At 64.4% G+C, this 11,097-nt stretch carries 12 protein-coding genes; 11 read left to right on the plus strand and 1 reads right to left on the minus strand.

Translation table 11 applies throughout. The annotated features are described in order from the left end of the window. The first annotated feature begins 100 nt into the window (after positions 1–100). The 3 genes from B7Y49_RS11255 to B7Y49_RS11265 are packed head-to-tail and all read left to right on the plus strand — an operon-like array spanning position 101 to position 1,364. Positions 101–541, plus strand: coding sequence for a PaaI family thioesterase (locus B7Y49_RS11255; protein WP_374127688.1), 441 nt, complete (start codon positions 101–103; stop codon positions 539–541). Continuing rightward, positions 538–921 carry a PaaI family thioesterase gene (locus tag B7Y49_RS11260; RefSeq protein WP_374127689.1) on the plus strand — a complete coding sequence of 128 codons (384 nt, stop codon included), beginning with the start codon at positions 538–540 and terminating at the stop codon, positions 919–921. The genes B7Y49_RS11255 and B7Y49_RS11260 overlap by 4 nt, the downstream gene beginning before the upstream one ends. Continuing rightward, the gene (locus B7Y49_RS11265; protein ID WP_374127690.1) at positions 918–1,364 is read left to right on the plus strand and encodes a hypothetical protein; all 447 of its coding nucleotides are present in this window, start codon (positions 918–920) and stop codon (positions 1,362–1,364) included. Before B7Y49_RS11260 ends, B7Y49_RS11265 begins: the two co-directional genes overlap by 4 nt. 342 nt (positions 1,365–1,706) lie before the next feature. Here B7Y49_RS11265 and B7Y49_RS11270 read toward each other — a convergent pair whose 3' ends face one another. After that, positions 1,707–2,852 carry a PQQ-dependent sugar dehydrogenase gene (locus B7Y49_RS11270; RefSeq protein WP_374127691.1) on the minus strand — a complete coding sequence of 382 codons (1,146 nt, stop codon included), beginning with the start codon at positions 2,850–2,852 and terminating at the stop codon, positions 1,707–1,709. Between the two features lie 167 nt (positions 2,853–3,019). On the opposite strand from B7Y49_RS11270, the gene rimP reads away from it, so the two are divergent. The 8 genes from rimP to truB all read left to right on the plus strand — a co-directional run. After that, positions 3,020–3,616 carry a ribosome maturation protein RimP gene (gene rimP / locus B7Y49_RS11275; RefSeq protein WP_374127692.1) on the plus strand — a complete coding sequence of 199 codons (597 nt, stop codon included), beginning with the start codon at positions 3,020–3,022 and terminating at the stop codon, positions 3,614–3,616. Positions 3,617–3,622: 6 nt separating this feature from the next. Next, positions 3,623–5,263 carry a transcription termination/antitermination protein NusA gene (gene nusA, locus B7Y49_RS11280; protein WP_374127693.1) on the plus strand — a complete coding sequence of 547 codons (1,641 nt, stop codon included), beginning with the start codon at positions 3,623–3,625 and terminating at the stop codon, positions 5,261–5,263. Continuing rightward, positions 5,263–5,505 (plus strand): 4-oxalocrotonate tautomerase family protein, encoded by a 243-nt coding sequence (locus tag B7Y49_RS11285; RefSeq protein WP_374127694.1) that lies wholly within the window; start codon positions 5,263–5,265, stop codon positions 5,503–5,505. The genes nusA and B7Y49_RS11285 overlap by 1 nt, the downstream gene beginning before the upstream one ends. A 144-nt stretch (positions 5,506–5,649) precedes the next feature. Then, a complete protein-coding gene (locus tag B7Y49_RS11290) occupies positions 5,650–6,396 on the plus strand; it encodes a DUF448 domain-containing protein (RefSeq protein WP_374127695.1) in 747 nt (248 codons plus the stop codon). Between the two features lie 17 nt (positions 6,397–6,413). Continuing rightward, the gene (gene infB, locus B7Y49_RS11295; protein ID WP_374127696.1) at positions 6,414–9,074 is read left to right on the plus strand and encodes a translation initiation factor IF-2; all 2,661 of its coding nucleotides are present in this window, start codon (positions 6,414–6,416) and stop codon (positions 9,072–9,074) included. Positions 9,075–9,129: 55 nt separating this feature from the next. Beyond that, positions 9,130–9,546, plus strand: a complete 417-nt coding sequence (rbfA, locus tag B7Y49_RS11300; protein ID WP_374127697.1) for a ribosome-binding factor A — start codon at positions 9,130–9,132, stop codon at positions 9,544–9,546. After that, entirely contained in the window at positions 9,546–10,127 is a 582-nt protein-coding gene (locus B7Y49_RS11305) for a thymidine kinase (RefSeq protein ID WP_374127698.1), read from the plus strand. Before rbfA ends, B7Y49_RS11305 begins: the two co-directional genes overlap by 1 nt. Positions 10,128–10,132: 5 nt before the next feature. Continuing rightward, positions 10,133–11,097: tRNA pseudouridine(55) synthase TruB (gene truB, locus B7Y49_RS11310; protein ID WP_374127699.1), on the plus strand; the 965-nt coding region annotated here is incomplete at its 3' end.

Consider the following 11,097-nt stretch of genomic DNA (forward strand, 5'->3'; position numbering starts at 1 on the left):
TGGGGCAACGCTACCGGGCGGCAGCGGCGGCGGCAATCGGCTTGTGCGGCAAGTACACCCAACTTGCACGGCGCGCGCAGCGGTGTAGAGCCCGCTCAGCATGACCCAGACCCCCGCCCTCTCCTTTGATCCCCGCCTGTTCGTCGGCGCTGGCAAGCGCGGCCATGCCGGGCTGCTCGGGATCCAATATCATGATCACGGGCCTGACTGGGCCGAACTGAAGCTGCCTTATGATCCCCGGCTGATTGGCGATCCGGAATCAGGCGTGCTCGCCTCTGGCCCGATCCTGACGATGATGGACATGGCGACCAGCCTGTCGGTGTGGATCAAACTGGGCAGCTTCCGCCCGCACGCCACGCTCGACCTGCGGATCGATTATCTGCGCCCTGCGACGCCCGAAAAGACCGTGTACGGGCGCGGCGAATGTTACCGCATTACGCGCACCATATCCTTCATTCGCGGCACCGCGCATGATGGCGACCCGGCCGATCCGCTCGCGCATGTCGCCGGCACGTTCATGTTCATGGAGTGGAAGCCATGAAGCTGCCACCCTATGCCGATGTTCTGGGACTGGTGGTTGAGCCCAGCGCAGATGGTCCGCCGGTGCTGATGATGCCGTTCGTCATCGAAGTTACCGGGCGACCCGGATTCCTCCACGGCGGCGCGATTGGCGGGTTGCTGGAAATGGCGGCGATCGCGTCGCTCCAGCACGCGCTGGAGGCGGATGGCGGCGGCAAGATCAAGCCGATCAACGTCACCGTCGATTATATGCGCGGCGGGCGCGACAAGGAAACGCGCGCGCTGGGCATCGTCACCCGATTGGGCACCCGCGTCGCCAATGTCGAGGCGCATGCGTGGCAGGATGATCGCGACCGGCCGATTGCGTCGGCGCGGATGAACTATCTGATCGTGCGGCCGTGAAAGAGATCGCCGCCCTGCTCCACACGGCGCGGGCGGCGCGCGACGCGGGTGATCTGGCTGCGGCGATCGACCATCAAAGTGTGGCGATCGAACTGTTGCGCGCTGGCACCAACCCGCTCGCGCTCGCCCATGCGCTGCGCCACCGCGCCGACATGCTGATCGAATCGGGCCGCGCCGAGGAGGCCGAGCCCGATTGCCCGCAGGCGCTGTGGTTCTACGCGCAAGTCCCTGAAACACCCCCGCTCGACATCGCCAATGCCGTCCGCTGCGCCGCCTGCCAGGCCGAAGCGGTGGGCGATGTGGCCGGTGCGATCGATCTGTGGCGCGACGCCCGTACGCGCTATGCCAAGCTCAGCGACGTCTTCGAGGCCATGACCGGCAGCCCCGCCAATCCCGGCGTTGCCGAGGCGACGATGCGGATCGAGGCGCTGGGCGGGGAATAGCGGGGGCGATGCGCGGTAAAGTTGCGGAAGTTGCGGGTCTCCAGCACTTTTCGGCAGCGGCGGGTGAAGCGCCAAATTTCAACCAGGAACCGACGATGTTAAAGAGCGGCGGCGACGCTATCACAAGATACATCGTGTAGGAAAATGCTGATCACGGCGCTGACCGGAAAGGACGACCCATGCGCACCAAGCTTAGCGTTTGCGCCCGCAAAGCAGGGTTTGTTAGCGCAGCGGATGCGCTAATAGCGGCGCATGCGGCGAGCGTGCCCTTGCGCGCCTATCGCTGCGACCGATGTCGGCGGTTTCATCTGACGAGCCGGACGAAGGGCAAGTTTGTCGGACTCACTCCTTCGGCGTTAGCTTGATGAGGCGGCCATCCGAACCATTGGCGTCTTCCAACACATAAATCGCCCCGTCGGGCCCTTGTTCCACTTCGCGGATGCGCGCGCCCATATCGAACTGGTCACCCTTCTTCGCATTAGTACCGTCGAGATCGACGCGCACCAGCGCCTGGCTCGACAAGCCGCCGATAAAGGCATCGCCCTTCCACGCGGGAAACAGATCGCCCGAATAGATCATTAACCCACCGGGCGAGATGACCGGGTTCCAAAACACCTTGGGTGCCTCAAACCCGTCGCCGGGCGCGTGATCGGGGATAGTGCGGCCATCATAATGATCGCCGTTCGATACTTTGGGATAGCCGTAGTTCTTGCTCGGCTCGATCAGGTTAAGCTCATCGCCGCCGCGCGGGCCCATTTCCTGCTCCCACAACTGCCCCTGCGCATCGAAGGCCAGGCCCAGAATGTTGCGGTGGCCGTATGACCAGATCGCGGGGTCGAACCCCTGCGCGGCGAGCGGATTACCCGGCGCGGGCTTCCCGTCGAGCGTCAGCCGCAGCACCTTGCCGAGTGAAGCCTTGGGGTCCTGCGCGGGATCGAATTTCTGGCGCTCGCCATTGGCGTAGAACAGATATTGCCCGTCGGGCGAAAACGCGATCCGGCCCGAATAATGGCCGCTACCCGAAACATAGGGATTCGCGCGGTGGAGCACCTCCACCTTGTTCAGGCGCGCAATCGGCGGACACGGTGCGCGAACGCACTTGACCTGCGCGACCTCGAGCTCGCCGCGCGCGAGCACCACGCCCTTGCCGCCAGGGCCGCTCTCCGAAAAGCTGAAATAAACCTGACGGTTGGTCGCAAAACCGGGGGCGAGGACGACATCCATCAACCCGCCCTGCCCGGCACTGTCGACCGGCAACGTCCCGCTCACCACCGCACGCGCGGAGCCGTCTGCCGATACCAGCAGCAACCGGCCGTCCTTTTCCGTCACCAGCATCTGGCCATCGGGCAGGAACGTCATCGCCCAGGGCGAATCGAAATCAGCGATGACAGTTTCGGTGAAGGGCTTGGCAGAGGTCGACGGGCTGTTCTGCTGGGCATTGCCGGCACAGGCGACAAGCAGCAGCGGCAGGGCGAGATAAGGGCGCATGAAGGGACTCCGTCGGGGTGTCTGGATGGGCAAACGCATATCGGCGCGCTTGGATGCTTGCCAGCATAACGCGTTCGGCCTATATCGCCCGTGCGCTTTCTCTACATCGGTAACGCTGCAGAGGCTGGACCCCACCGGGGCCGGCGGCGCGGTTGCTTATTCGGAGAATGTTTTTGGCGGACCTCGCCCAACAATTGTCAGCCCTGATCGAGCCCGAGGCGCGTGCGCTGGGTTTCGATCTTGTGCGCGTCAAAATGTTCGGCGGTGCTGGTGATCTGACGCTGCAGGTGATGGCCGAGCGGCCCGATACCCGCCAGCTGAACATCGATGATTGCGCCGCGCTGTCGCGCCGGATTTCGGACGTGCTTGATGCGCTGGAAGAGGCCGGGCGTGATCCGATCAAGGAAGCGTACCGGCTCGAGGTCAGTTCGCCGGGCATTGATCGCCCGCTGACTCGCCTGAGCGATTTCGATGTGTGGAAGGGGCATGAAGCCCGCATCCACTTGGTCGAGCCGATCGATGGCCGCAAGCAGCTGACCGGCGATCTCGCGGGCGTCGAGGGTGACCGGATCACGATCGACGTTAAGAAGCACAAGGCGATGACGATCGGCTTCGATCAGGTCGCCGATGCCAAATTGCTGTTTACTGACCGGCTGCTCGCCGCCACCGCACCGCTTTCGACCGCAGGCGCTGACGAATTCGAAGACGAAGAGATTGAACCCGCTGCCGATCTGGCGGCAACCGATACCCAAGAACAGGACTGATACCTCATGGCCACTGCCCCCGGCGGCTCTGCCGTTTCCGCCAACAAAGCCGAACTGATCGCGATTGCGGATGCCGTCGCCAAGGAAAAGCTGATCGATCGCGGTATCGTGATCGAAGCGATGGAAGACGCGATCCAGCGCGCCGCGCGGGCCCGCTACGGTGCGGAAAACGACATCCGCGCCAAGCTCGATCCGCAGAGCGGCGATCTGCGGTTGTGGCGCGTTGTCGAGGTGGTGGAAGCCGTTGACGATTACTTCAAGCAGGTGAATTTGAAGGAAGCGCAGAAGCTTCAGGCCGGAGCCGTGGTGGGCGATTACATCGTCGATCCGCTGCCCCCGATCGAATTCGGCCGCATCGCCGCGCAAGCCGCCAAGCAGGTGATCTTCCAGAAGGTCCGCGATGCTGAGCGCGAGCGCCAGTTCGAAGAGTTCAAGGACCGCGTGGGGGAGATCATCACCGGCGTCGTCAAGCGCGTCGAGTTCGGCCATGTCGTCGTCGATCTGGGCCGTGCCGAAGGCGTCATCCGCCGCGACGCGCAGATCCCGCGCGAAGTAGTGCGCGTGAACGACCGTATCCGCAGCCTGATCCTGAACGTGCGCCGCGAGAACCGCGGCCCGCAGATTTTCCTCAGCCGCGCACACCCCGATTTCATGAAGAAGCTGTTTGCGCAGGAAGTGCCCGAAATCTATGACGGCATCATCGAGATCAAGGCGGCGGCCCGTGATCCGGGATCGCGCGCGAAAATCGGCGTGATTTCGCATGACAGCAGCATCGATCCGGTCGGTGCGTGCGTCGGCATGAAGGGCAGCCGTGTGCAGGCGGTGGTGCAGGAAATGCAGGGCGAGAAGATCGACATCATCCCCTGGTCGCCCGACACCGCGACCTTCGTCGTCAACGCGCTCCAGCCCGCCAGCGTCAGCCGCGTCGTGATCGACGAGGAAGAGGACCGGATCGAGGTCGTGGTGCCCGATGATCAGCTCAGCCTCGCGATCGGTCGTCGCGGCCAGAATGTGCGTCTGGCGTCGCAGCTCACCGGCAAGGCGATCGACATCCTGACCGAGGCAGATGCCAGCGAGAAGCGCCAGAAGGAATTCGTCGAGCGTTCGGAAATGTTCCAGAACGAGCTCGACGTCGACGAGACGCTGGCACAGTTGCTGGTCGCCGAGGGCTTTGGCGCGTTGGAAGAAGTCGCTTATGTCGAAGTCGACGAAATCGCGTCGATCGAAGGGTTCGATGAGGATCTCGCCGCCGAGCTGCAAAGCCGCGCGACCGAGGCGCTCGAGCGCCGCGAGGAAGCCAATCGCACGCTGCGCCGCGAGCTTGGCGTCGAGGATGCACTCGCCACGATGCCGCACCTGACCGAGGCGATGCTCGTCACGCTCGGCAAGGCGGGCATCAAGACGCTTGACGATCTTGCCGATCTGGCGACCGACGAACTGGTGCAAAAGAAGCGCCAGGAGCAGCGTCGCCGCGCCGACAGCGACACCAAGCGCCCCGAGGGCCGCGCAGAAGACAAGGGCGGCGTGCTCGCCGAATACGGTCTGAGCGAAGATCAGGGCAACGAGATCATCATGGCCGCGCGTGCGCACTGGTTCGAGGATGAGGAAGCGGCACCGGCCGACGCTGCGGAGGGTGAGGACGCCTGATGCCGTTCGTCAGCATCCGCATTTCGGGCACGGCCACGCGCGATCAGAAAGCGGGGATCGTCGCCGACGTGACCCGTTCGCTGGTCGATCGGCTGGGCAAGAACCCGAATGCGGTGCAGATCGTGATCGAAGAAGTGTCGACGGAGAATTACGGCGCGGGCGGCATCCTGATCGCCGATCGCCCCGCACCCGTGCCCGTTTCGGCTTCAGGGGAGGACGCGCATGCGGTTCCCCCACGATGAGGCGCTAGGGTTTCCCCACACCTGCCGTCACCCTGAACTTGTTTCAGGGTCCATCTCTCCGCGAGTTCGGACGGGAAGTGCGGCGCGTTGGATGCTGAAACAAGTTCAGCATGACGGTTCCAAATGGGTTGGGAGGGCCGCGGCATGACCTCGGCTGACCCAATCCGCCGCTGCATCCTGTCCGGCGACCGGGCCGCGCGGGCGAACCTGGTTCGGCTGGTGCTCGGGCCGGACGACGTCATTCATCCCGATGTGCGTGCCAAGGCACCGGGTCGCGGCGCGTGGATCGGCGTGACGCGCGGCGAACTGGAAACCGCGATCGCCAAGGGCAAGCTGAAGGGCGCGCTCGCGCGGGCGTTCAAGACCAGCGCGTTCACGATTCCGGCCGATCTGCCCGCCGGCATCGCCGAGGCGCTGGAGAAAGCCGTACTCGACAGGCTGGGCCTCGAATCGCGCGCAGGCACGATCGTCGTCGGAGGCGAGCGGATTGAGAAGGCGGCGCGCAGCGGCAAGCTGCACCTGCTGCTCCACGCCAGCGATGCGGGTGCAGACGGCACGCGAAAGCTCGACCAGGCGTGGCGCGTGGGGCGCGACGAAGAGGGCGGCGGCGCACGGGGTTTGGTAATCCCGCTGGCGCGTCCTATATTGTCCGTGGCGCTGGGCCGCGAAAACGTGGTACATATTGGCCTTACCGACCCCGGCGCTGCCCGGCGACTGGGCGAAGCGCTCAATCGCTGGCAGCACTTTATCGGACCCGAACCGGAGTCTGCGCCTTGCGAAACGGCGTCGCAGGGCGCATCGGCGTCCGTCGATGACGATACCGACCATAATACCGGGGACGTGACCAACCCCATGACTGACGACTCGGCAACAGCCGACACGATTATCTGAGGACTTTGAGCGACCTGATGAGCGATACCGACAACGAAAAACCGAAATTGGGCATGCGCGCCCCCCTGGGTCTCAAGCGCACGGTCGAAACGGGCAAGGTGAAGCAGAGCTTCAGCCATGGCCGTTCGAACACCGTGGTCGTCGAAGTAAAGTCGCGTCGCGTGCTGCGGCGTCCGGGCGAAGCCGAAACTGTCGTGGTCGACGAACCCGCCGTTGTGGAAGCACCCCAGGCGGCTACTCCCGCCCCCGCGCCCGTTGCGCCGCCACCGCAAAGTGCCGCGCGCAAGGCAGGCGACAGCCTGCTCTCCCGTCAGGAACTCCAGGCCAAGCTGCTGCGCGAGGCCGACGAGGCGCGGATGAACGCGCTCGAGGAAGCGCGCCGCCGTGAAGAACGCGAACGCCAGGAAGCGGCCGAGGAAGAACGCCGCCGTGCCGAAGAAGCGCGCCGTGCCCCGCCCGAACCCGAAGCAACGCCCGACGCACCGGCACCGGTTGCGGCAGCGCCAGCCCCCGAGCCGGCCGCGCCTGAGGCCGTCGAACCCGCTGCCAACCCGAACGAGCTGACGCTCGACAGCAGCATGCCGGCACCCCGCCGCTTCACGCCCGTGCCGCGGCCCGAGCGCCCGCAACCCGTCCGCAAACCCGAACCCGTGGCCGAAGAGCCCGAACGCGCTACATCATCAGCGCCCGTTGGCAATGCTGGCCCTGCCTCGGCCCTCGGTTCGAAGCGTCCGGCCGAGCCCCCTGCCCGCCCAGCGCGTGACCGCAAGGGCGTCGATGATCGCCGCCAGTCGGGCAAGCTGACGGTCAACCGTGCGCTCAACGACAATGACGGTGCGCGCGCGCGTTCGCTCGCCGCGTTGAAGCGTGCGCGCGAAAAGGAAAAGCGCCATTTCGGTGGTCCGCGCGAAGTGCAGGCCAAGCAGGTCCGTGACGTGGTGGTGCCAGAGGCGATCACCGTGCAGGAGCTCGCCAACCGCATGGCCGAAAAGGGCGCCGATCTCGTCAAGGCATTGTTCAAGATGGGCATGCCCGTCACGATTAACGCGACGATCGACCAGGATACCGCCGAACTGCTGGTGACCGAATTCGGCCACAACATCACCCGCGTGTCCGACAGCGACATCGATATTGCGATCGATACACAGGACGATGTCGACGATCATCTTTTGCCGCGTCCCCCGGTCGTCACGATCATGGGTCACGTCGATCATGGCAAGACCAGCCTGCTCGATGCGCTTCGCGGCACTGATGTGGTGAAGGGCGAGGCCGGCGGTATCACCCAGCATATCGGCGCCTATCAGGTGACGATGAAAGACAAGTCGAAGATCACTTTCCTCGACACGCCCGGCCATGAAGCCTTTACCGAAATGCGCGCGCGCGGGGCGAACGTCACCGATATCGTCGTCCTTGTGGTGGCAGCCGATGACGGGCTGAAGCCACAGACGATCGAGGCAATCAACCACACCAAGGCGGCCGGTGTGCCGATGATCGTGGCGATCAACAAGATCGACAAGCCCGAAGCGAACGCCAAGAAGGTCCGCGAGGCATTGCTTCAGTATGAAGTGATCGTCGAGGAAATGTCCGGCGATGTGCAGGATGTCGAAGTGTCCGCGCTCAAGAAGACCGGGCTGGACGAGCTGATCGAGAAGATCCAGATCCAGGCCGAACTGATGGAGCTGAAGGCCAATCCCGACCGCATGGCTGAGGGCAATGTGATCGAGGCGAAGCTCGACAAGGGCCGCGGCCCCGTCGCGACGATCCTGATCAGCCGGGGCACGCTGAAAGTCGGCGATGTGTTCGTGGTCGGCGCCGAAAGCGGCAAGGTCCGCGCGTTGATCGACGACAAGGGTCGCCAGATCAAGGAAGCGGGCCCGTCGATGCCAGTTGAAGTGCTCGGCCTGTCGGGCGTGCCGATGGCGGGCGATCCACTGCAGGTCGTCGAGAATGAAGCGCGTGCCCGCGAAGTGGCGGAATATCGCCAGGGCGTGATCACCAGCAAGCGCACCACATCTGCTCCGGCCAGCCTGGAGATGATGTTCTCCGCGCTGAAGGAAAAGCAGGCGATCGAGTACCCGCTTGTTGTGAAGGCCGATACGCAAGGATCGGTCGAGGCGATCGTCGCGTCGATCAACAAGATCAGCACTGCGGACATTCGTGCCCGCGTGCTGCATTCGGGCGTGGGCGGCATCACCGAGAGCGACGTTACCTTGGCCGGTGCATCGGGTGCGCCGATCATCGGCTTCAACGTGCGCGCCAATGCCAAGGCGCGCGAGATTGCCGAACGGCAGAAGGTCGCGCTCAAATATTACGACATCATCTATGACCTGATCGACGAAATTCGCCTGGGCATGGCGGGCGAGCTTGGCCCCGAGGCATTCGAAACGGTCGTCGGCCGCGCCGAAATCCGCGAGGTCTTCCCTGCCGGCAAGCATGGTCGCGCGGCTGGCCTGCTCGTGGTCGATGGCTATATCCGCAAGGCATTGAAGGCACGCATCACCCGCAACGACGTGATCATCTATAACGGTGAAATCGCCTCGCTGCGGCGCTTCAAGGACGACGTACCCGAAGTGCGCGCCGGCCTTGAGTGCGGCGTGACCTTTGCCAGCCATACCGACATCAAGCCGGGCGACTTCCTGGAAACCTACGAAGTCGAACTGCGCGAGCGGACGCTTTGATTTCAGCCGCTCTGGCAGTTTTGACTGCCAGAGCGGCTGCGAGAGTGTTTGAACAATGAAACCAGCAGACACCGCCGAAACCCGTTCCGTCCGCCTGCTGCGCGTGGGGGAACAGGTGCGTCACGCGCTGTCCGACATCCTCGCGCGTGGCGACGTGCATGACGAGACACTGGCGAAGCATATGGTGACCGTCACCGAAGTGCGGATGTCTCCCGATCTGCGCCACGCAACCGCGTTCGTGAAGCCGCTGCTCGGCAAGGAAGAGGCGGTGGTGCTGAAGGCACTGCGCACCAACACCGCCTATCTGCAAAGCGAAGTCGCGCGGCGGGTGAACACCAAATATGCGGCCAAGCTCAAATTCCTGGCTGACGATAGCTTCGATGAGGGCAGCCATATCGACAAGCTGCTGCGCGATCCCAAGGTAGTGCGCGACCTGGCGGCGGGTGACGACGAGGCCGATACCGCGGACTGATGGCCAAGCTCTATTTCTACTACGCGTCGATGAACGCCGGCAAATCGACCAATCTGCTGCAGGCCGATTTCAATTATCGCGAGCGGGGGATGAACACGGTGCTGTTCACCGCCGGAATCGATACGCGCTCCGGCACCGGGCGGATCGGCTCGCGGATCGGGCTTGATCGGTCGGCAATCGCCTTCGATGCTGACACCGATCTCGCCGCGACCGTGCTTGCCGCCGAGGGGCCGATCGCCTGTGTGCTGGTCGACGAGGCACAGTTTCTCACCGCCGCTCAGGTCGATCAGCTCGCCATGCTGGCCGATGTACAGCGCATCCCGGTGCTCGCTTATGGCCTGCGCACTGATTTTCGAGGCGATCTTTTCCCCGGATCGGCGCGGCTGCTGGCGATCGCGGACAGCCTGGTCGAGCTTAAATCGGTGTGCGAATGCGGGCGCAAGGCGACGATGAACCTGCGCGTCGATGCATCGGGCAAGGCGGTGGCGGAAGGGCAACAGACCGAAATTGGCGGCGAGGATCGTTATGTCGCGCTCTGCCGCAAGCATTTCACGGAACGGCTTGCCGCCGCTGCGGGCTGAACCCGGTGCACGGCTGGATCATCCTCGACAAGCCCTTGGGGCTTGGCTCGACGCAGGGCGTGTCGGCGGTGAAGCGTGCCTTGCGAACGGCGGGGTTCGATGCGAGCAAGCGCGGCATCAAGGTCGGCCATGGCGGCACGCTCGATCCGTTGGCGACGGGCGTGCTGCCGATCGCGATTGGCGAGGCGACCAAGCTCGCCGGGCGGATGCTCGACAGCGACAAGGTGTACGACTTCACGATCGCGTTCGGGGCGCAGACCGATACGCTCGACCTTGAAGGCAAGGTGATTGCCGAAAGCGATTTGCGGCCGACGCTGGCGCAGGTGGATGCAGTGCTGCCGCGTTTCACCGGGTCGATCGAGCAGGTGCCGCCGGCCTATTCCGCGCTGAAGGTAGATGGAGCGCGGGCTTATGATCTGGCGCGCGCGGGCGAGGATTTGGTGCTGGCGGGGCGGCGGGTGACGGTGTTTGAACTGAAACCCTCCCCGGCACGGGGAGGGGGACCAGCGAAGCTGGTGGAGGGGGTTCACCACGAGCGCAGCGCTGGTGGAGCGCCCCCTCCACCATTCGCCGAAGGAGCGAATGATCCCCAGCATCGGGTTGACCATGCCCCGCATGGTCAAGGATCGTCCGGGGGACGATCCGACCCGATGCTCCGTGCCGGGGAGGAACTTGATCGCATCACCCTCACCGCCCACGTCTCCAAAGGCACGTACATCCGCTCCCTCGCGCGCGACATCGCGCTGGCGCTCGGCACCGTTGGCCATGTCACGATGCTGCGGCGTACCAAGGCCGGGCCGTTCACCCTCTCCCACGCGATATCGCTGGACAAATTGGCTGAACTCGGTATTGCGCGCGGACTTGAACAAATACTCCTGCCGTTGAGGGCGGGGCTGGACGACATCCCGGCTCTACCCCTCTCCCCCGATCAGGCAGGGCTGCTCCGACAGGGGCGGGTGTTGATCGGGAT

This window comes from Sphingomonas sp. 28-62-11, from assembly GCF_002278865.1.
Taxonomy (GTDB): domain Bacteria; phylum Pseudomonadota; class Alphaproteobacteria; order Sphingomonadales; family Sphingomonadaceae; genus Sphingomonas.

Excerpts from the sequence above, each read along its gene's own strand:
- B7Y49_RS11260 (WP_374127689.1), top strand. The coding sequence starts at position 538 with ATGAAGCTGCCACCCTATGCCGATGTTCTGGGACTGGTGGTTGAGCCC.
- B7Y49_RS11270 (WP_374127691.1), bottom strand. The coding sequence starts at position 2,852 with ATGCGCCCTTATCTCGCCCTGCCGCTGCTGCTTGTCGCCTGTGCCGGC.
- B7Y49_RS11255 (WP_374127688.1), top strand. The coding sequence starts at position 101 with ATGACCCAGACCCCCGCCCTCTCCTTTGATCCCCGCCTGTTCGTCGGC.
- infB (WP_374127696.1), top strand. The coding sequence starts at position 6,414 with ATGAGCGATACCGACAACGAAAAACCGAAATTGGGCATGCGCGCCCCC.
- nusA (WP_374127693.1), top strand. The coding sequence starts at position 3,623 with ATGGCCACTGCCCCCGGCGGCTCTGCCGTTTCCGCCAACAAAGCCGAA.
- B7Y49_RS11285 (WP_374127694.1), top strand. The coding sequence starts at position 5,263 with ATGCCGTTCGTCAGCATCCGCATTTCGGGCACGGCCACGCGCGATCAG.
- B7Y49_RS11290 (WP_374127695.1), top strand. The coding sequence starts at position 5,650 with ATGACCTCGGCTGACCCAATCCGCCGCTGCATCCTGTCCGGCGACCGG.
- rbfA (WP_374127697.1), top strand. The coding sequence starts at position 9,130 with ATGAAACCAGCAGACACCGCCGAAACCCGTTCCGTCCGCCTGCTGCGC.
- rimP (WP_374127692.1), top strand. The coding sequence starts at position 3,020 with ATGTTTTTGGCGGACCTCGCCCAACAATTGTCAGCCCTGATCGAGCCC.
- B7Y49_RS11305 (WP_374127698.1), top strand. The coding sequence starts at position 9,546 with ATGGCCAAGCTCTATTTCTACTACGCGTCGATGAACGCCGGCAAATCG.